Origin of the sequence: Hungatella hathewayi WAL-18680 (assembly GCF_000235505.1) — a bacterium.
GTDB lineage: Bacteria > Bacillota > Clostridia > Lachnospirales > Lachnospiraceae > Hungatella_A > Hungatella_A hathewayi_A.
Window position 1 is genome coordinate 353,457 of sequence record NZ_JH379028.1, and the last position, 20,695, is coordinate 374,151.

Genomic DNA, 20,695 nt, shown 5'->3' on the forward strand with positions numbered 1-20,695 from the left:
AGTACAAAACGGGTGGACCCTGGAAACTACATAGAGACCGTCCATCTGAAACGGGAACTGAAGCCGGGGGAATACCCCGTAACCGTGAGAGTGGAACTGTTTGAGGAGAAAACCCCGGTATCCGAGCTGTCCATCGAGATCACCCTGCGTGTGGTCAGCCAGAGCCATTGACTGTGAACCGAACAGCTAGAGCGGTTTCAAAATGACATAAGAGAGAGGAAAGACAGAATGAAATCAAGAAAAAACCGAACCAGTCTGCTGGTAATAGTTCTGTCCGTCATCTTCTGCGCAGCAGTGCTGGCGGGGGCCGGATATATCGTCCACACCTATACGCAGCCGGAACCGGAGACCGTGGTCAGCCTGCTGCCGGACGGAAACGTGAAGATGGGAACGTTAAACGACCCGGAAGGCCGCCAGAGAGAGCTGGATGCCATGGTGGAAGAAGGAATGCTGGCCTTTGGAGTGAATGCCACGCCCTTCATAAAGAATGGAAAGGGGAAGGCTAACTTATATATCGAGAACCCGCCGGAGAACCGGAACCGTTTTACGGTGACGATTACCAGGGACGACACGGGGGAGGAAATCTACAAATCCGGTTACCTAGACCCGGAACAGTACATAGATGAAGCGGGCCTGGATGTGGAACTGCCCAAAGGAGAGTATGCGTGTACCGTAAATTTTGATGCGTACCGCGTCGAAGATAATACTTATATAGGAAGGGCCGCGGCGCAGATTGTGCTGTACGTGCTGGAGTAGAGGTGCATGTGGGATGGAACGGGAGATAAGTAAGAAGAGAGAAACGGATCCGGGAGGAAGCCATGAGCCAGGAGGAAGCAGGCCGCCAGTGGAGCAGCCAGGCAGAAGAAAGAAGCCGCCAAAGAAGAAGTGGCAGTATGCGGCCGGTTTCCTGATCCTTGGAATCTGCTGTATGGCAGGAGCGGCGGGAGGTGTCTGCTTAAGCCGGATGAAAGAACCGGCGAAACCGGAAGGTCTGGTCTATGAGGCCAACATTGTGATGGGAGACATTCCCGGCAAAACCCCTGAGGAGAGACAGCGGGAACTGAACTCGATGGTGGAAGAAGGGATGATCGCCATGTCGATCAACGCAACACCGTCAGGAAAGGCAGCTGGCGCAGGCCGGAATGTGAACTGGCTGATTGAGAATCCATCCAACCAGGGAAAACTCATCCGCGTGGTTGTGACTCTCACAGAAACAGGGGAAAAGATCTATGAAACAGGCGCCATTCCGCCGGGAAGCTATGTGGCGGAGGCCCCGCTGGATGTGAAGCTGGAAGCAGGCGTTTATCCGTGCACCGCCATGTTTTATGCCTACCGGGAAGACGACGAAGCGTACGTTGGCCAGGCGGCGGCCGAACTGAAACTGACGCTGCTGGAATGAAAGGAGGGAGGAGCCATTGGGAAAAAGAAAAGTCCTGGCCGGTGCAGTGCTGATGGCGGTGCTGCTGTTTCAAAACGCTGGAACTCTGGCATACGCAGAAGAAGCCGTGACCAGAGAGACCGGGTTTGAGGCGGGAGACGGGGCAGCGGATGTGAAGTCGGAACTGACAGGAACAATCAAAGTGGAACTGATCTCGGTGGAACTGCCGGTGGGCGGGATTGAGTTTGAGGTGGACCCGTCCCAGCCGTTCAGTCTGGCAAACCCCGGAGAGCAGATCAGAAGCCCATCCATCCGGATCGCCAATCACTCGGTTATTCCGGTAAAACTGCAGATTGCCAAAGTGCCGGAAGTGGAACATGTGTCCTACGCGCCAGCCTTTGAAGGCGGCCCGGAGCAGAAGTTCCAGCTGTATGGAACCTTATCGGAGGTGGATGCGCAGGAATACGGAGCGGGGATTCTGGTACTGGGAACCGAGGACGACATTTACACGAAAGAATCCGATTTTGAAAGGTGCGCCATTGTGCCAGGAATCGAGGAGGCAGTCACAGTCACAAACGTGGAGGCCTGGGGAACCAGGAAGTTAAAACTGTATGGAAAAGTAAAGCCAGACTTTTATGGAGACTTCCAGTTCACGGTTACCCCTATGTTAAAGATCAGTGCAGTCAATGTGACTAATTGATAAAAAAGAAATTCGAAAGGATATAAGGAGGAAGAGAACATGAATCAGAAATGGAAGAAGGTATCAGCAGTGGTAATGGCAATGGGGATGGCAGCATCCGGGAGCGCGGTGTCCTATGCGTCGGCTCCATCAGCTCCGGCGGCAGGTACGGTTGAAACCGGAACTCTGGAAATTGATGCCACCAGCGGTTCTGACACAACATCAGAGCTTACCGGATATATTGCAATCTCAAGCATCAAAGTAGTAGTACCGGTCAAAGCCGGATTTGACATCGACCCGAATGCATCAACAAATCTGGAAACAGGCCATGGAAGGATACAGACCCAGGCAAGTAATTATACCATAACGAACAACTCTGAATTGAATGTAGCGGTGAAAATCAGCAGCGTAACGGCCAATGGTGTTACACTGACCCGAACGGAGTCTGATGCACTGGATAAGAGCCAGCATCTGATGCTGGCCGTAAGGAAGAAAGGCGTTGCAACAAAACCGTCGGTAAGCACGGCGAATGACTGGATGTTAACCGGAGCAAATGCAATGGACAGCTACAATCTGGATGCCAACGCTAGTGAATGTACCGTGGCCGGAGGCGGAAGTCTTGAGATGGAGCTGTTTGGAATCACAAAAACCGGATGGACAGGAAATGATGAGAAATTTACAGTAACTCCAACCTTCACCATAAGATTAGCCAATAATTAAGATACATCTGAAAGAAGCCAACAGAAAATAATAAAGGAATCAGGAAGGAGAACCAATATGGCAACCAGAATCCCATGCACCCCCTTCGGCAAGAAAATGAAAATCGCAATGGTAGAGCAGGACATCCCCCAGCAGGAGCTGGCCAGACGCTTAGGCCTTGCCAACTCCACGGTAAGCGACATCATTTACGGCCGGAACCAGTGTGAGCGAACCAAAAAGAAAATTGCGGAAACCCTTGGAATCAAGGCATAGGATAACAGATAGAGCTGACTTCCTGAAGTTAGAGTAAAAAATCTAACGGATAGGAGGTCAGCTTTTTATCGGATTTTTGCTCGTTGCACACGGGCGCCTTGAATACAGGGTAGGAATATGTTATATTATCAATAATAAAGGGACTTTCTGCTCAGGGCAGGAAAATCTTTAGTTTGAAGGAGGAATGAGAATGTGCCAGATTTCAATAAAAATACCAGATGCAGTTCTTTATGACACACATATGAGCGCAGATGAGGCAGCAGAATTTGCAAGACGTACTGTGGCTATGGGCTATTATACACAGAATAACGTGTCAATTGGCTATTGTGCACAGATAGCAGGTATGACGGAAGAAGATTTTATAAAATACTTAGGCCAGAATCAAATCAGTATTTTTCAGTTTGGGAGCAAAAAGGAATTTATGGAGGAACTGACAAATGCGTAGGGTTATAGTCAATTCTACCCCTCTCATTGTACTTTGTAATACAGGGCAGCTGGATGTTTTGAAAAAGTTGTATGGAGAAATAAGTATTCCAGAGGCGGTATTTAATGAAATTACGGAAAAAGAGGATTCAGCTTGTCAGTTGGTAAAAGCTTCTTTGGATTGGATTCATGTGGAGAAAATTACTGATAAAACTGAGAAAAAGATGTATAAGGCGAAGCTGCATGATGGAGAAGTAGAAGTCATGATTCTTGCCCAGGAAAACCCAAAAGCCGATTTGGTTATTATTGATGATAATGCTGCAAAAAAGACAGCTAAATATTTAGGTTTGTCAGTTACAGGGACGCTTGGGGTTCTTTTAAAAGCTAAAAAACATGGAATTATCGCAAAATTGGGCCCAGTTTTAGAGGAAATAAAAAGGAATGGTTTTTATATTGGTGAAGAATTAGAAAAGCTAATTTTGGAACAGGCTGGAGAATAAATCTTACAAAGGAGGATTTTTTTATCATGGAAGAACGCAAAAATATGAACTTTATCACAGATGAAGTGCTGAACCGGTATGAACAGTATTTAAAAGAAGAGGAGAGGAGCCGGGCGACGGTGGAAAAATATCTCCGGGACGTGAAGAAATTCCGGGAGTATCTGTGTTCGTTAGGAGAACATGAATCGGACAAAAATCAATTTGATAAAAAAATAGTCCTGGAGTATAAACAGTATCTCAACGAGTATTACAAAACCACCAGCGCCAATTCCATGCTGGCGGCAGTCAACAGTTTTTTGGAGTATCTGGGATGCGGGGAGTACAAGGTCAAACTCTTTAAAATACAGCATATCCAGTTTAGCGAGCCGGAGAAAGAGCTGACGGAGAAAGATTACGGGCGGCTGGTACAGGCGGCGGAGAGAAAGGGCGACACCCGGATGAGCATGCTGCTTCAAACCATTGGAAGCACGGGAATCCGGATCAGTGAACTCCGGTTTATCACGGTGGAATCCCTGGAACGTGGCCGGGCGGAGATTTACAATAAGGGAAAATCAAGAATTGCACTGCTGCCGGCCGAACTGATGAAACTGTTAAAAAAGTATTGCCGGAGGGTGGGAATCACAGGCGGAAGCATTTTCATCACGAGGAATAGAAGGCCGATGGACCGGAGCAATATCAATAAGAAAATGAAGGAGCTGGGCCGGGAGGCGGGGGTGGATGAGAGAAAGGTATTTCCCCATAATTTCCGCCATCTGTTTGCCAGGACCTTTTACCGGATGGAAAAGGATGTGGTGCGGCTGATGGATCTGCTGGGACATTCCAATATCAATACCACCCGAATCTATACCGTGGATACGGAGAGCCAGCCAAGGCGGCAGCTGTCACGGATGCATCTGGTGTACGGCTAGACCGTAAGCCGGGAAATAAAAAATACCCCATAATAAGTATTATGCGGTATCTAAAATCAATTCTGAAGGATATTTTCTTCGTAATATAGTCTATTATACCCACTTTCGTAAAAATTGCAAGATTGTAAATGGAAAAAATTACAAAACAGGACAAAAAGTTCGCAGAAATGTGGGGTGATGGGTATGAAATATGGTGATTCTGCTTTGAGAAGCAAAATCGCTTATTTGGCATGCCCGGATTTATAGATGCTGGTCAAATCATCAGTTCTAACTTATCCAAAATCTTAGAAATCATCAAAATAATCTCCCATCAAAGATTTAAGATATCCCAAAACACCCTCCAAAATAGTCTCTATAAAATATCGAACACTCCATAATACTTATTATGAAGTAAAGAGAGGAGCCAGTCCGTGGAGACCATCGAAAGAAGGGGGACATCCCGCAGATACAAGGGGAAAAGCAGTGGGATAACCTATCGAAAATGTTCCCATTTTCGCAGGACTCGTTTTGGAGGATTCGAGGAGGAGCAGGTTATCTGTTATCTCTGGGATATCGTGAAGGCCCTGGAAACGGAACCGGACACAGCGGCGGAGCAGAATGCGGATTTAAAGAAGCAGATGCGCCAGCGTATCCGCGTAGAGATGAGACGATATTTTGCGAGCCATAAACGCAGGAATGTGAAGATTTTAGCGGGAGCGCTGTCGATCCTTCTGTGCGTGGCTTGTCTGTTCGGGTTTGTGATTGGAATAGACCGAGTGGCGGGAACGTCCATGTATCCTTATCTCAATGACAACGATTGGATTGTATACAGCCGCATTGCGGGGGAAATCCGTCGGAATGATGTAGTGGTATTTGAAAAGAATGGGGAGACGATGATTAAACGTGTGGTTGGATTACCTGGAGAACAGGTGGAGATAAACCGTGAGGGAAACCAGGTAGTGGTCAATGGTGAACAGATCAGAGAGGAATATGTAACCATTACGGAGCCGGTGGCCGGGGCTTCTCAGGATATGGCCAGCCCCACTCAGGTAATCATGAATGGCCAGTATCTTGTGCTTGGAGATAACCGTGTGGAATCAGTGGACAGCCGGGACCGCAATATCGGAACGGTGCCGTCGGAGGATGTACTGGGAAAGGTAATCTGGATTATCAGGAATGGAAGATAAAGGGATGGAGGAGTTGAAGCGATGAGCCATTTTCGATTACATACGAAAGGGAAAGAGAGAAATTATCTGCTGGCGGGAGTAGTCTGTATTCTGCTTGCGATGGCTGTGGCAGGATACGTGGCACACAGCATCGGAACGGCCCGTGCCAAAAGCCGGGAGACGGTGCTGATTTATACGGAAGAAGAACTGGAACAGTACCTGCTGGATACGGAGAGCGAAGAATACAATCTGAATGGTAAATACCGACTGGAAGAAGATATGGACCTTGGCTGGCTGTACCAGTCTATCGGGACAAATGTAGAACCATTCACCGGAAGCCTGGATGGAAACGGACATGTAATCAGCGGCCTGACCAGACCGTTGTTTGGAGTGATGAAGCGGGCGGAAGTGGAGAATTTGTTTCTGAGTGGGGCGGTAATTGAGAATCCGGTTACCTATTCGGATGGGGAGCATTATGTGGATGGATACGGCGCACTGGCGGCCTATGCGGTTGATTCAGTTATCCAAAACTGCGGAATGAATGGAGAGATTTATACGGCCAGTCCGTCAGAAGCGGAGTATCTGGTAGAGAGGGCAGATTCGGCTGAGAGGGACGAATCCCGAGGCCCTGGGGTGCAGGAACCAACAACGGCCCAGGAGGGGTTGACAGGAAGGGAAGATATCAGCGGGGGAGTAAATACGGAGACGGGCAGCGAGCCGGCGAAGGGGCCCGGAATAGAAACGGACGGGAACCAGGTGCCAGAAACGGATGGAAAAGAAGAGACAGCGATGCCTTCGGAGGAGGAAAACGGTACAACAGCTGTGGATCAAGAAACAGAGACTCCCGCATCATCCGGGACGTCCGGGGAGAATGGCTCGGAGCCGGAGAAGGAGACTGCCCAGCCAACGGATGTTACAGAGGAAGAGCAGACTGACCGTGAGGAAGAAGCAGATACGGAACCGGAGGAACTGGAATCGGAAGGAGTAAAAGAGGAGGCTCCCGAGCCGTCACAGGAAGATAAAGCCAGTGTAGATAAGACAAGCGCAGACTCCGGACTGGTACAAGACGAGCCGGCCAGTATGGAAACCGTGGGATACCGGTCACTTAACCGCCAACGCTTGGCATTGAAAGTTTCTTCTGTTATGGAAGTTGATGTGGATGAATATTTGGAAGCGTCACCACCAAATGCGGAGGAAACACCTTCTGTGGCAACACCTTCCAATGCGGCGGATTCGAACGAGGAGTCGAAGAATGATGGAGAGTCACAGCTAGAGGAGACAGAACTGCAATATATAGGAAATCCGAATGGAGATACCTACATACTCGTCACGGCAGACCGCGTCACAGCAGGCGGCCTTGTCGCCCAAGTGGCAGGCGAAACGTCAATTTCCGACAGTTTCGCTCTAGTTACCATTGGCTCAGCCTTAGAGGATGTGGAGGCATATACTGGCGGGCTGGTGGGAATTCTTGGAGAAGGGAGCCGGGCAGAAAACAGTTATGCGACAGGACTGGTTGACAGTGATGGGGTAAGTGGAGGATTTACAGCGGTTAATGAAGGGAACATTGAGAACAGCTATTCCACATTGACTGTTGGAAAAGCTGGAAAAATCCACGGAGGATTTACGGCGCTGGGAGATGGAAGCCTGACCGGCTGCATGTATGACAGGCAGATGGCCTGTGTCGATGGAGAAGCAGACGAGGACGGAGAAGTCTCCTCCTCACCTGATGCGGAGGAATTTCGGCTGAAAGGAATGAGGACAGCCGATATGATCGGAAGCGAAAGTGGTATGCCGGGTGCCTGGAGAAAGACGGAAAATGCATACCCACAGTTGGAATATTTTGCATTAAGTGACAACGAGACCGTGGCAGTCAGTTCCCGTGCATCGGTGATTGCCCTCGTACTGCCAGATGGGCAAACACTGACAGACATAGTAAAAAATGGGGATATCGTACTCCCGCCAGAGATAGATGGAGAGATAATTACCTGGGAAGCGGAAGGTGATATCAGAATTGAAGGAAATAATCAAGTGGTATCCGATGAAGCGGCGGAGGTCGCTTCCATAGAAGCTAAAATTGTCCCAACAGTAAAAAGCCAGATGGAATCAAAGCCGGTATCTGGGACACCGGCTGATGCGGATGAGGAGGAAGAGGTATCTTCTCAGAAGTCAGAGAGGGCGGCGGGTAATGTAGTCTCGCAATTGAAAGCATCTGTTGGAAATATGAGCAGAAGCTATGCAGTTGCAGTAGTGGCAGAGGTCACTTATGCAGACTGGGGGGAAGTAGGAAAGGCAGTTTACGAAGACGCCGATGGCATGGGCGTCTATAAACCCAAAGGAGGAGACGGAAGCGAGAAAAATCCATATCTTATTGATGAACCGGAGACATTGGCATGGTTTGCATATATGGTTGCTGTTGATGAAAAAAATTCAAAATTATGTATGTTGATGACGAAAGATATTGATTTAAACGGGGATAAATATAATGATGGTGCAGGGAAATTAAAATGGATAGGGATTGATTCCACTAACACAAGAGGATACGAAGGAATTATTGATGGCGGAGGATATGGAGTATCTAATTTGTATTGTGCGGGGGGATTTATTAAAGATAGTTATTTTGACGGTACAGTAAAGGATTTTGGAGTGAAGAGTGGTGAGGTTACTAGTACGGGCAGTAGTGGGGGGATTGCATCGACAACACTTTATAACGCATTTGCTGGTTATCGGACAAAGGCAGTTTTTCAGCGTTGTTACAATAAGGCAGATATAAAATCAAAAGGTAATGGTTATGTTTACGCTGGAGGAATTGTTGGACTGTGCAGACCAGGTACCACGATTGAGGACTGTTATAATGAAGGAACAGTAGATGCAATCGCAGAAGGAAGCTATATTGAAATAGGAAGTGGTGGAATCTGTGGATGGGGAGAAAGAAGCCAGATTTCCAATTGTTTCAATAGTGGAAATATTTTATTAAATGGGAAGACGGATTCAGCGGCCGGAGGAATTTGTAGTCAAACTTGTACTGTTATGACAGTGACTAATAGTTATTATCTGTATGGCGCTGCTGTTATTGGAACAAAACTCACAGAAACACAAATGAAGACATGGGCATTTGCCTATCTTTTAAACGGGAAAAGTGTCAATGGACCCTGGGTCGGCATCAATGGGGGATATCCGTTCCTGGGAGGTGACAGTGAAAAGCCCTATCACACCTGGGAAGATATCGGTCAGGGAATGGCATGGAACTGGTTGACAGAGACTAGGCTGTCTGGAAGTGGCAGCACCACGGACCCCTACCAAATTACAAATGCCGCCCAGCTTGGCTGGTTTGCTTACCAGGTAAACAGTGGCACGAAACCTGGCGCCTGTGCCAAACTTCTCAGCGATATTGATTTAAGCGGAGACAATTATGGGTGGAGTGCTGATAATCCCATCCGCTGGAATCCTGTTGGAACCAGCGCACATCCATATACCGGCACCTTTAATGGCAACGGCAGGCTGATAAGCTGCATGAAGGTAGAGCATGACGGTGCTGCCGGACTCTTCGGTTATGGTGGGGGGCGGGGCAAAGATTCAGAAAGTCAGTCTGACACCCTCCTGCAGTGTGATAAATTCCTCAAAAGAGGATGGCACTACGGCGATAGAGGCAGGAACGGCAGGGCTTGCCGGTGCTGTGATTTCTGCCGGAGGGAATGTCGGCGTTACCATAGAAAACTGCTATAACCGCGCATCCGTAGCAGGAATCACAGGAAGCAAAACCGGTGGCCTGGTGGGCGCCTGTGAGACCGTGGACAGCGCATCACAAAAAATCATCAGCAGTTATAATACCGGTCTGGTCACCGCGTCAGACGGCAGTCCTGGAGCAATCGCAGGAAACTTTGACACCGGTATGGAAGAGGGAACCGCATCCATGAAATACTGTGCCTGGGACAGCGAGACGACCGGGGCCGGGGCTCCGGCTGGAGTTACAGCGGCTTCAACGGCCATTTCATCCGGCAATGGAGGTTATCAGACGAATGGTCTGGCCAGCAGCCTGATGAAAAGCGATGATAACAGCGGCTTGAAATACCGGCTGAATCAATTTGCCGATTCAGGGATATGGGTGCGTAAATCCTATATGAATGACCAGTATCCCATCCTGACAGAAGGATATACCAGCTGGGAGGAGATTGGCCAGCAGGCCGGCTGGAAACCTTCTTCGGCAGGAAGCGGCACGGAGGGAAGCGCCACGAGGCCCTACCAAATCCGGACGAAGGAGGAATTAGCCTGGTTTGCCTATCAGGTAAATCATACGGATGGAGTGTCCGGAATATGTGCGGAACTGACAGCAGATATCAGCCTGTTTGGAGAAAGCTATACCGGGTTTGCGTACAATCCGTCAGACCTTTCAAGTGCATTAAAATGGGTTCCCATCGGCTCGGAAGGAGCCGGAAAGCAGTATACAGGAACCTTCAACGGAAACGGCCATACGATTTCCAATATTCGGGCGGAAGGGACTGGTTACCAGGGATTATTCGGAGTTCTTGGAACCAATGCTGCTGTCCGCAATGTGGCAGTCTCCAACAGCCTGCTGAACACGACAGGCTCCTATGCAGGAGGAATTGCCGCCAGTATCCGCGGAGCCGGCGTGACAATAGAAAAATGCCGGAACACCGGGAACCTGACGGGAAGCGGTGACAGTCTTGGCGGGATAATCGGGTATGTGGAAGAGAGCGGAACCAATGCGTCGATTATATCGTGCTGGAATGTGGGTAACATCACGGGAAACGGGAACATGGCCGGAGGTATCATAGGAGAAGCCAGCCAGGCCGATGGTCTGGTGATAGAAGCCTGCTATACAACAGCCGGTAGCAGTGTCACTGCGGACGGAAAACAGCAGGTGGGAGGCATCCTGGGAGCTATGACGGAGAGCGGGAGTGGAAGCCCTTCCTATCTCATGACAATCAGAAACTGTTATAACCTGGGCAGTGTCTCCGGAGATAGCCATGTGGGAGGAATTGCCGGCCAGAAAACCGCAGGCGCAGCACAGGTCATCCAGGGCTGCTATAATGCCGGAACCGTGACGTCCAGCAGCGGAAACAGCAGGGGCGCCATGGTTGGAAATGCTGCAGATACTGCTGGAATCAACTTTTGCTACTATGATAAAACTTTGTGGGATACCAGCGGAGGCGGAAGTGGAGGAGGCGGCGGAGATGGAATTCATGGAACCGGACTGAGCACAGAACTGCTGAAGACCTGGGCGGCGGCCTATGCGCTGAACGGGCAGAGCCGGAACCAGAGTACAGGAATTTCCTGGACCTATGACCCGTCAGGAACCCGCTATCCGGTACCGGCAGCCGGCAGTCTGGCAGCGCCGGAGGACTGGGGACAAATCGGCCTGGGTCTGGAGGAAGGAATCATGACAACATTGCCGTCGGGAACAGCATGGACAAAGCCAGGAACCCCAGCAGGAACAGGTGATGGAAGCAGCGGGAACCCCTATCAGCTGGGAACCGCGGAGGATTTGGCCTGGTTTGCCCATGTGGTAACCACAAACCCATCGGTCTATGGAGGAGCATGTGCAGATTTAACAGATCCAGTGATTAATATGACCGGTCTGCCCTATGGCGGGAATTCCACGTCACCAGTTCTGTGGAAGCCCATCAAATCCTACGGAGGAACCTTTGGAGCCGGACAGTCAGAGGTGTATGAACTCACCGGACTACATATCAATACCACAACAAACCCAGGCGCCAATGCCGGATTGTTTGAACAGGTAACTGGAACCGTAGCCAAAGTTGGAATTGTGGATTCCAGATTCACCTCATCAGGAGGAAGCCAGGGCGCTGTCGCCGGTGTGCTGGATGGAGGAACAATTTACCAGTGCTATGCCAGAGGAAATGTAGGAAGCGGAGCCCTATATACAGGAGGAATTGCCGGCCAGATGACAGGAGCGTCGCCAGAGATAAAAGACTGCTATAACCAGGAGACCCAGTTGACTGCGGTGGGGACATCCTCCGCCGCGGGAGGAATTGCCGGAGATGGAAGCGCCGGAACGATCCAGAACTGCTATCATGCCAGTCTGTCCAGCGGTTCTGTCAAGGCAGAGGAATCCGCCGGAGGAACGGCAGGAAGCATTGCAGGGAAAATCGGAGCCGGGAATCCCAGTCATTGTTACAGTGACCAGATCCTATCTGACAGTGCCCATGTCACCATGTTTGATACCAGCAGTGATGAGAAGCGGCTGGAGCAAACGGCCGGTCTCAATACAACCAGTGACGGCGTGGAGCGGAAAGGGGCAGACCGTGTCTGGTTTACCAGTCTGCAGGCCGAGTCCACACGTGGAATGCCAACCCTGAAAGTACCGGTATTCATAGGCACGGACGGGGCAGTAAGTCCGGCGGACCAGGCGGAGGGAAGAACAATTTCTCTTTCGTCAGCCATTCCTGACGCGAAACTGCGGGCCATTCATCAGGAAAATGGAAGCAGTGCTGCTTTTGATCTGGCGGCTGATGTGGGCAGCAAGTATCAGATTTACGGAAAGAAAAACGCGAATCAATGCCTGGGGTTTGCGGCCGGAAACATTGATTTGGGAAAGGTATCATCATCCTTAACACAGCCGGCGGGCACTTCCCTGGGGACGGTGAGCCAGCTGACACTGTATAACGGAGCCGCCTACACCTGCCCGGATTCCCGGACGATTCTGCTGGATTTTGCATCGGGAACCACCCGGTATGAAGTGCGCGTGGAATTGAGCGGTGTGAGCGGCAAGAGGCTGAGTGTGGTTCTGCCAGTCAAGGTAGTTCTCGACATCAGCCCGGATGGCTCCCTGCAGACAGCCCACAGCGGCGATATCAGGCTGGTAAATGACAACGATTACCCAATTGAGGGAAGCATTGAAAGCCTGGTGCCGATGGATGGAGATGAGTATCTCACGCTTCAGCCGGTAAAAGGGGATATGGACTGGACTGGCCGGAAAGGCCAGATTACCAATATGGGAGTAAAACTGGGAATTGACAGATTGAGAAGCGGGACAACAGCAGGGACCGGCCTGACTCCTTCCAAGGTATACTATACCCCGAAAGAGGGAGCGACAGAAAACTCCTGGATGAGTTACCGCTTAAAGAGCAGAGGCACCCTGTGGTATCAGTATTTTATGGAATACGCGGCTGACCCCTATTATTTTAAAGAGCCTGACAAGTATGGATATACGGTAAAATACCGATTCTCCGTGGCGGAAGACGACTATACGTCGGAACTTCACGCAGAGATTGGCTCGTAGAAGGGCGGTGGACAGATGAGAAGCAGGAAACGGAACCACAGCCGATGGCGCAGAAAGCTGGCATTGTGCCTGATACTGGTTTTCGCCACGGCAGCAGGCGGCACGGCTTATATCATGGTTTATGGCTGGCCGGCGCCCATTCAGGCCCGGCTGGATATCCGGCCGGAGCCGCGCGCCAGACAGGGCACTTTATATACGGGGGAAACGAAGGAGGTGGAGGACGGCAGTTTCTGGGTTTTGCTGAATCAGCTTCCTACCATCGAGGAAGGGGCAAAAAAATGCCGTATCCAGTATGAGAATTCCACCAGCAACCATTACAGTTCCAGAATCAGTCTGTACCTGGAAGAGACCGGGAAGCTGCTGGGCAGCACAACGAGAGTGGACCCAGGATATTATGTGGAATGGATATCCTTGAAACAGAAACTGCCTCCGGGAGAATATCCGCTGACGGCCAGGATTGAACTGTTTGAGAACCGGGAGCCGGCCGGTGAGATGGCGGTTGGCATTACCCTGCGGGTAATAGAAACAGAAGAAGAGGGAGGAAAATCCTGATGAACAGAAAACAAAACCGGAAAAGCGGTATCAATCTGCTGGTTATCCTCCTGTCCGCCGTATTCTGTCTGGCGGTGCTGGGAGCTGCCGGCTATTGTATCGTAACCTTTGGACAGTCCGGAGCAGAAAGCAGGGAGACGGAGCTGGTCCCGGAAGGCAATGTCAAGATTGGAACCTTAAATGACCCGGCGGCCAGGCAGTCAGAGCTGAACGGAATTGTCGATGAAGGAATGCTGACATTTTCCATCAATACAACTCCCTGTATGCAGGACGGCAGAAGCCCGGCGAATTTGATGATTGAGAATCCTCCGAGTAATGGCAACCGTTTTACCGTGATCATTATCCGGGATGATACCGGGGAGGAAATATACCGGTCAGGTTATCTGGACCCGGAGCAGTATATTGATGAGACGGAGCTCGACGTGGTTCTGCCCCAGGGGGAATATTCATGCAGTGCATACTTTGACGCTTACCGGGTAAAGGACAGCAGCTATATTGGCCGTGCGGCTGCCCAGATTACCCTGTACGTATTCCAGTAAGGAGGCAGACAGAAGAGATGAAACAAGAACAGGAAACGAAACGCCTGCTTCCCTTACTTATGATTCTGCTGGCCTGCTTTATGACGGCCGCAGGAATCTGCATTTATCTGCTGATGGGGAGAGAACCGGTGCGGAGCGGGCAGCTGGAATACGAGGCCAATGTGGTCATGGGGGATATTCCGGGAAAAAGCATGGAGGAGCGGCAGAGGGAACTGAACAGCGTTGTGGAAGAGGGAATGCTGTCCATGTCCATCAATGTGACACCTTCCGGCTATGCCGGCGGCAGAGACAGGGCGGTCAACTGGCTGATTGAGAATCCCTCCAACCAGGGAAAGTTAATCCGCGTGGAGATTACCCGTGATGACACGGGGGAGCTGATTTACAGGACAGGAGCCATCCGGCCGGGCAGCTATGTGGAGTCAGCGGAGCCGCTCCTTGAAATGCCAGCAGGGGTTTATGACTGTACGGCAGTCTTTTATGCCTACAAAGTAGAGACGGAGGAACTGATTGGCCAGGCAGCCGTAAGCGTCCGTCTGACCCTTTTGGAGAGAGGGGAGGGAGAGAGTTATTGAAGAAACTAGCAGCATGTCTGATAGCGGGAAGTCTGCTGATATGGGCGGCCCGGCCGGCTTACGCAGGCGGCACCCGTGAGATTACTGTGCCAGCGGACCAGGATGCACAGGCGGAAGTATCCTTTGTGGGAACGATTAAGGTAGAGCTGATATCCGTGGTTATGCCGGCGGGAGATATTGACTTTGAGGTGGATACGGCTCTGCCGTTTGAAATCAGCTCGCCGGGGACCCAGATAACGGGGCCGGATATCACCGTGGAAAATCTGTCAGTGGTGCCCATCCAGGTGGAAATATCCCGGGTGGCGGAGATTGAGCCGGGAGATGTCATTTTCTATGGGGATAAATTTTCGGACAGGTATCCCCAGTCGTTTCGGATGGTGGATAAGATATCCGAGGTGGAAATGCCGGGAACCGCGCTGTTAGCCCTGGGAGTGAAGGATTATCCCTATACGGAGCGGGAACTGGAGCAGAAGGCCATCAAGCCGGGAAGGGAAGACATAGCAGTCACGAAAATTTCGGCGAAGGAAAGCTGTACACTGCAGTTATATGGAAAGGTAGCGCCAGACTTCTACGGCGCCTATCAGTTTACGGTGAAACCGACTTTAAAAATCAGCGCAGCCAGGGGGTGAAAACGCCCAGCTGATTTAAAATAGCAGTATCAAAAAGAAAAGGATTTAGGAGGAAAATCAGATGAACATGAGAAGGAAAATGACAGCACTGGGCTTGGTCCTGGTAATCGCGGCGACGGGGAATATGACCGCGTTTGGCAGCAGTTGGGACAATGCAGGATTTGAGACATCAACAGAGGTGGCCGATGGCGACGCGGTCACGTCCACAATTACAGGAAGCGTGAAGGTATCAAATTTAAATGTAACTGTCCCGATCACGGCGGCCTTTGATATTGACCCCATGAAGGAGATCACGAATGGTTTGTCCCAGATATCAGGCCAGTCCACCAACTACACCATCACGAATAACTCAACCCTGCCGATCTATGTATCCGTTTCGGGTGTGTCAATTCAAAAAGTTTCGGTTGCGGACAGTGCGACAACACCGGCTTTGGTGAACAAGAAGGATAATCTTAACGCTAAAGGAGCCGTAATGTTTGCGGTAAAGGATGGAGCGGCAGGTGCACCAGTACCGTCACTGGATACGGAAGGTGACTGGATGATGGCTGACAGCATATCTACAAGCGCTAAGTACGAGCTGAATGCGAAGAAAGGGAAGCTGGAGCAGAAGCCGTTAGTTGATAATGCAGGTGATACAAGCAATACGATGACCATGAAAGTATACTGCGCCACCAAGAACGGCTGGGGAAGCGGGGACAGCTTTGCGGTAAAACCCCTGTTCTATATCACAGCCACCGCTCCTGCCACCACACCAGGCACGTGATAGACGGCAGCAGAATAGAGACAGACTTATCAATATAGGAGGAACCCATATGGCAAACAGAATCCCATGCACCCCATTTGGCAAGAAGATGAAAATCGCAATGGTGGAACAGGACATTCCCCAGCAGGAACTGGCGAGACGGCTGGGCCTCGCTAATTCGACCGTCAGCGATATCATTTACGGCCGGAACCAGTGCGAGAGAACCAAGAAGCGGATAGCGGAAACTCTTGGAATCAAAGGACAACCGGGAGAATAGGTAGTTAAATATAGGAATTTTTGAAGGCTTGGCTTAAACTTGCCGCCAGGGTTGAAACAATTGGGGAATTTGAAAATAAGAGGAAGCTATAAGTTATAAAACAGATGAATAAGAAGTTACCAAACAAAGTTCCTGCAAATGCGATGATACGTGTATTTGCAGGAACTTTGCTGATTGACAGATATGAAGTGTTACAGAATCCGGATACCCAGGTGATAGCTTTTGGACTCCCCTGGCTTCAACACCTGCACATGGTTTTTGTGGAGGAACTCGTCGTCCTCGTCGGAGCAGATGGCGGAGCCGTTCCAGGGCTCGACGCAGAGGAAGGGGGCTTCCTTGTGGTCGGGGGTCCAGAAGGCCACGGTCTCGAAGTCACGGTAGTCTACCTCCACGCCTTTTCTGGTGGCGGGATTGACGATGGAGACCTTGCGGGACTTTAAGTCCTGGAAGAAGACGGCGTCGTTGTCGAAGAGACTGTACTCCAGCGGCAGAATGTTGGTGCCGTTTAAGAGCGGGAGACGGCGGTTCATATCGAACTGGTGGTTCTCCAGGTCGTAGACAATGCTCTCGGCCTGCTCCTCCTGCTCAAATTCCAGGCGGTAATCACTGAATTTCTCTCCGTCCTCCAGCGGCATCACGAAGCCCGGGTGGGCGCCGATGCAGTAGGCGATATCACGGGTTTCCGGGTTATCTACCACATAATCCATAAACAGGCCGTTATCATTCAGCGTGTAGGTGAGAGACAGCTTGAAATCGTAGGGGTAGACCTCCTTTGTCTTCTCCGTGGAAGTGATGGAGAAGCAGGCGGAGGCGCTGCTCTGGGCGCTCACCTCAAAATCGGTATCCTTGCAGAAGCCGTGCTTGGGAATCTCATACCAGGTGCCTTCGATACAGGTCTTTCCGTCGCGGCAGTTGCCCACGATGGGAAAGAGAAGAGGGGAGCAGTTCTTCCAGAATGCCGGGTCCCTCTGCCAGATATACTCCTTACCGGAGGCGTCCTTTAAGGAAATGAGCTGTGCGCCCAGTGAATCGATAGAAGCGGTAAATTTCTCATTGTTCAGTGTGATAATCATGTGATATCATTCCTTTCTTTTCTTATCTTAATGATAAATCCTATTTCCCACGCCGGCAGGGCCCGCAGCTCTCCCGGTTGGCGATGTAGTAGGGCAGATTGATTTTCATGGGGAGGTGGTGTCCCCCCTCAATCCGGTCAATCAGCGTCTTCGCCGTCATCTGCCCCATCTCCTCCACCGGAATGTGGATGGTGGTCAGCATGGGATTGAGATACTGGGCCATGTCAATGTCATCGATGCTGATGATGGACACGTCTCCCGGTATGGACAACCCGTGCTCCTTGATAGCCCGCATGGCTCCGATGGCCGTCACGTCGTTGGGACAGAAGAAGGCGGTGGCGTCGCACCCCTTGTTCAACAGAGCCGCGGCTCCCTTATATCCCCCTTCCGAGGACAATGTCACGTTGGAGATATATTCCCGCCGAAGCGGCAGCTGCCTGGAGGCCAGAGCCGTGCAGTATCCCTGGTACCGGTCCTCGGCTTCCGTCTCCCCGATGTAGGCAATTTTGGTGTGTCCCAGCTGCATCAGATGGTTGATGGCGGTAATGCTGGCCTGATACCCGTCGCAGATAATCTGGTCATATTTGGCTTCCAGATTGTTGAGACCAGTGTAGGCCACACATTTAAAATACTGCTTTAAGAACTTTAACAGCTGCTTGTCGCACCGCCCAAGCACCGCCACGCCGTCCACATGGTTGTCCGTAATCAGGCGGAAGGTGCTGGGGTGATTGATGTCAAAGGCCGTGAAGGTATACTTTAATATGTAGTTATACTTAAACGCCTCTTTCTCAATGCTCCTGGCCAGGGAGGAGAAGAAAGAGTCCGTCTCCACATCGGAGGTCCTGGCAAAGAGACAGGCGATGGAGCGGGACAGCGGTTCCGTATTCTCCGCGGAGCCCCGCTTCAAATCCCTGGCCGTGGTGTTGGGCGTATAACCGGTCCGCCGGACAATCTCCCAGATTTTGTCCTGCACCTCCTTGCTGGCGGGACACTTGCTGCTCTTGTTGATGACCCGAGAGACCGTAGAGATGGAGACGCCGGCTTCCGCGGCAATTTCTTTTAATGTCATAGATTCACTTCCTTTCCCTGTAAGTTTGTTGTAACTGATGATGTCGGTACTAGTTTCTTCCTACTATTAAGTATACAGTAAGTATACAAAATTTACCTCTCAAAAAACAGGGTAAAATAAACAAACGTTTTCCTAAAATTTGTTTAAAAACAACAAGACAAACGTTTGCTTAATTATGGGATGAAATAATTGTGTATTATGCTATAATAAGTTACATAAAACAGGAAAAAAATAGAACAAAACAACAAGGGAACAGCAAGAGGACAACAAATTACAGCAAAAATCTAATAAATTTTCATGAAGGAGGAGCAGATATGGCTTCAGAAAAAAAGAAAAAGGATGGTATGAACAACGATATTGTTGCCCGCATACCAAACTGGGGATGGCTGATTATATCCTGTTTGACTGCGATAGTGCTTTGGTATTGTCTGTCCATTAATCCGAAGACAGCACGTAGTTTTCCGTTTGCACCGACCGTGTTCGCGTCCCTGAGGACGATGATTGAGCGTGGAGTGCTCTGGAATGATTTTAAGAGCAGTATGATATCCGTGGTGCTGGGATTTACCCTCGGATTTGTGACATCAGTTCCGGTGGCCTTCCTGATGGCATGGTACCGGCCGGTGAAATATATTGTGGAGCCGTGGATTCAGTTTATCCGTAACATTCCACCGCTGGCATACGTTCCGCTGGTTGTTATCTCCGCCGGTGTGGGCAGACGGCCGCAGGTAATTGTTATCTGGCTGGCAACATTTTTGATTATGACCGTCACGATTTACCAGGGAGTCCGGAATGTGGATGAGACGCTTATTAAGGCGGCGAGAGTGCTGGGCGCGAAGGACAGGGATTTATTTGTGAAGGTTATCTTTCCGGCAACGACGCCATTTATTATCACGGCGGTCCGCCTGGGTGTGTCAGTTGCCCTGACAACACTGATTGCGGCAGAGTCCACCGGAGCAATCGCCGGACTGGGCATGAGAATCCGCTCGTTGAACAACAGCTTCGATGTACCGCCTATGCTGCTGTACATTATCATCATCGGTATTATCGGAATTACCAGTGAAAAGATTATCAAATATTTGGAAAGGAAGTTCACAGGATGGCAGGAGACGAGAGACGTGTAAAAGTAAAAATTGACCACGTGGAAAAAATCTATGATGGCCGCAAAGGCAAGATGATTGCCCTCAATGGTGTTGACCTCGACATCATGGAAAATGAATTCATCTGTGTGGTAGGTCCATCGGGCTGCGGCAAATCAACGCTTTTAAATATTATCGCAGGTCTGTTAGAACCGACGTCGGGAGCCGTCTATGTGGATGGCAATAAAGTAGAGGGAACCGGAACCGAGCGTGGCGTGGTGTTCCAGCAGTATGCCCTGTTCCCATGGCTGACAGTGCTGAAAAATGTAATGTTTGGCCTGAAGCTGAAAGGCATGAATGAGGCCGAGGCAAAGGAACTTGCCATGAAGTACATAAAAATGGTGGAGCTGGAGGACTTCGTGGACGCTTACCCGAAGGAGTTGTCCGGTGGTATGAAACAGAGGGTGGCTATCGCGAGAGCTTACGCAGTGCAGCCGGAGGTTCTTCTCATGGATGAGCCCTTCGGAGCGCTGGATGCCCAGACGAGAACCCAGCTTCAGTCGGAACTTATCAAGACCTGGCAGGAAGAGAAGAAGACCTGTTTCTTCATCACCCATGACGTGGAGGAGGCAGTCATTCTGGCTACCAAGGTTATCATCATGAGCGCGAGACCGGGACGGATTAAAAAGATTGTGGACATCAATCTGCCATATCCGAGAACCCAGGAGATGAAGATGGAGCTTCCATTCCTGGATTTGAAGTCCTATATCTGGGGCGAGGTTTACCAGGAATACTTAGAGGTCCGCAAGTAAGTGGAACGAGCGGTGAGATACGCAGTACGTAATCAGGCACAATGCCTGTTCATGTAGAAACTAACATCTTATAAAAGGAGGATTATAT

20 protein-coding genes are annotated in these 20,695 nt (G+C 50.3%); 18 read left to right on the forward strand and 2 right to left on the reverse strand.

Annotated elements, in window-relative coordinates; translation table 11 throughout:
* Positions 1-228 precede the first annotated feature (228 nt).
* From HMPREF9473_RS26435 to HMPREF9473_RS17525, 16 genes are all read left to right on the forward strand, one after another.
* On the forward strand, positions 229-756 hold the full coding sequence (locus HMPREF9473_RS26435) for a hypothetical protein (protein WP_006781511.1): 528 nt from the start codon (positions 229-231) through the stop codon (positions 754-756).
* A 13-nt stretch (positions 757-769) separates the two neighbouring features.
* Positions 770-1,399, forward strand: a complete 630-nt coding sequence (locus HMPREF9473_RS17450) for a hypothetical protein (RefSeq protein WP_006781512.1) — start codon at positions 770-772, stop codon at positions 1,397-1,399.
* Between the two features lie 16 nt (positions 1,400-1,415).
* Complete coding sequence (locus HMPREF9473_RS17455; protein WP_006781513.1) at positions 1,416-2,078, forward strand: hypothetical protein; 663 nt, start codon at positions 1,416-1,418, stop codon at positions 2,076-2,078.
* A gap of 39 nt (positions 2,079-2,117) precedes the next feature.
* A complete protein-coding gene (locus tag HMPREF9473_RS17460) occupies positions 2,118-2,777 on the forward strand; it encodes a hypothetical protein (protein WP_006781514.1) in 660 nt (219 codons plus the stop codon).
* A 57-nt stretch (positions 2,778-2,834) separates the two neighbouring features.
* A complete protein-coding gene (locus HMPREF9473_RS17465) occupies positions 2,835-3,029 on the forward strand; it encodes a helix-turn-helix domain-containing protein (protein ID WP_006781515.1) in 195 nt (64 codons plus the stop codon).
* Positions 3,030-3,219: 190 nt separating this feature from the next.
* Entirely contained in the window at positions 3,220-3,474 is a 255-nt protein-coding gene (locus HMPREF9473_RS17470; RefSeq protein ID WP_006781516.1) for a UPF0175 family protein, read from the forward strand.
* Positions 3,467-3,952, forward strand: coding sequence for a DUF3368 domain-containing protein (locus HMPREF9473_RS17475; protein ID WP_006781517.1), 486 nt, complete (start codon positions 3,467-3,469; stop codon positions 3,950-3,952). Before HMPREF9473_RS17470 ends, HMPREF9473_RS17475 begins: the two co-directional genes overlap by 8 nt.
* Positions 3,953-3,978: 26 nt before the next feature.
* Positions 3,979-4,860 (forward strand): tyrosine-type recombinase/integrase, encoded by an 882-nt coding sequence (locus HMPREF9473_RS17480; protein ID WP_006781518.1) that lies wholly within the window; start codon positions 3,979-3,981, stop codon positions 4,858-4,860.
* Between the two features lie 410 nt (positions 4,861-5,270).
* Entirely contained in the window at positions 5,271-6,026 is a 756-nt protein-coding gene (gene lepB / locus HMPREF9473_RS26440; RefSeq protein ID WP_006781519.1) for a signal peptidase I, read from the forward strand.
* Positions 6,027-9,528: 3,502 nt separating this feature from the next.
* Positions 9,529-13,266, forward strand: coding sequence for a hypothetical protein (locus HMPREF9473_RS17495; protein ID WP_148552383.1), 3,738 nt, complete (start codon positions 9,529-9,531; stop codon positions 13,264-13,266).
* A gap of 15 nt (positions 13,267-13,281) precedes the next feature.
* Positions 13,282-13,818 carry a hypothetical protein gene (locus tag HMPREF9473_RS17500; protein WP_006781522.1) on the forward strand — a complete coding sequence of 179 codons (537 nt, stop codon included), beginning with the start codon at positions 13,282-13,284 and terminating at the stop codon, positions 13,816-13,818.
* Positions 13,818-14,357: a hypothetical protein gene (locus HMPREF9473_RS17505; protein ID WP_006781523.1), complete on the forward strand. Its 540-nt coding sequence runs from the start codon at positions 13,818-13,820 to the stop codon at positions 14,355-14,357. Before HMPREF9473_RS17500 ends, HMPREF9473_RS17505 begins: the two co-directional genes overlap by 1 nt.
* Before the next feature lie 17 nt (positions 14,358-14,374).
* Entirely contained in the window at positions 14,375-14,929 is a 555-nt protein-coding gene (locus HMPREF9473_RS17510; protein ID WP_006781524.1) for a hypothetical protein, read from the forward strand.
* A complete protein-coding gene (locus HMPREF9473_RS17515; RefSeq protein WP_006781525.1) occupies positions 14,926-15,558 on the forward strand; it encodes a hypothetical protein in 633 nt (210 codons plus the stop codon). The genes HMPREF9473_RS17510 and HMPREF9473_RS17515 overlap by 4 nt, the downstream gene beginning before the upstream one ends.
* 61 nt (positions 15,559-15,619) lie before the next feature.
* Entirely contained in the window at positions 15,620-16,321 is a 702-nt protein-coding gene (locus HMPREF9473_RS17520; protein WP_006781526.1) for a hypothetical protein, read from the forward strand.
* Between the two features lie 49 nt (positions 16,322-16,370).
* Positions 16,371-16,577 (forward strand): helix-turn-helix domain-containing protein, encoded by a 207-nt coding sequence (locus tag HMPREF9473_RS17525; protein ID WP_006781527.1) that lies wholly within the window; start codon positions 16,371-16,373, stop codon positions 16,575-16,577.
* A 191-nt stretch (positions 16,578-16,768) separates the two neighbouring features.
* On the opposite strand, the gene HMPREF9473_RS17530 is transcribed toward HMPREF9473_RS17525, so the two are convergent.
* Both HMPREF9473_RS17530 and HMPREF9473_RS17535 read right to left on the reverse strand, forming a co-directional pair.
* Positions 16,769-17,650: an aldose 1-epimerase family protein gene (locus HMPREF9473_RS17530; protein WP_006781528.1), complete on the reverse strand. Its 882-nt coding sequence runs from the start codon at positions 17,648-17,650 to the stop codon at positions 16,769-16,771.
* Positions 17,651-17,690: 40 nt separating this feature from the next.
* Entirely contained in the window at positions 17,691-18,719 is a 1,029-nt protein-coding gene (locus HMPREF9473_RS17535; protein WP_006781529.1) for a LacI family DNA-binding transcriptional regulator, read from the reverse strand.
* Between the two features lie 314 nt (positions 18,720-19,033).
* Here HMPREF9473_RS17535 and HMPREF9473_RS17540 point away from each other — a divergent pair, with 314 nt between their 5' ends.
* Complete coding sequence (locus HMPREF9473_RS17540) at positions 19,034-19,840, forward strand: ABC transporter permease (RefSeq protein WP_006781530.1); 807 nt, start codon at positions 19,034-19,036, stop codon at positions 19,838-19,840.
* Positions 19,816-20,607: an ABC transporter ATP-binding protein gene (locus HMPREF9473_RS17545; protein WP_006781531.1), complete on the forward strand. Its 792-nt coding sequence runs from the start codon at positions 19,816-19,818 to the stop codon at positions 20,605-20,607. Before HMPREF9473_RS17540 ends, HMPREF9473_RS17545 begins: the two co-directional genes overlap by 25 nt.
* Positions 20,608-20,695: the final 88 nt, after the last annotated feature.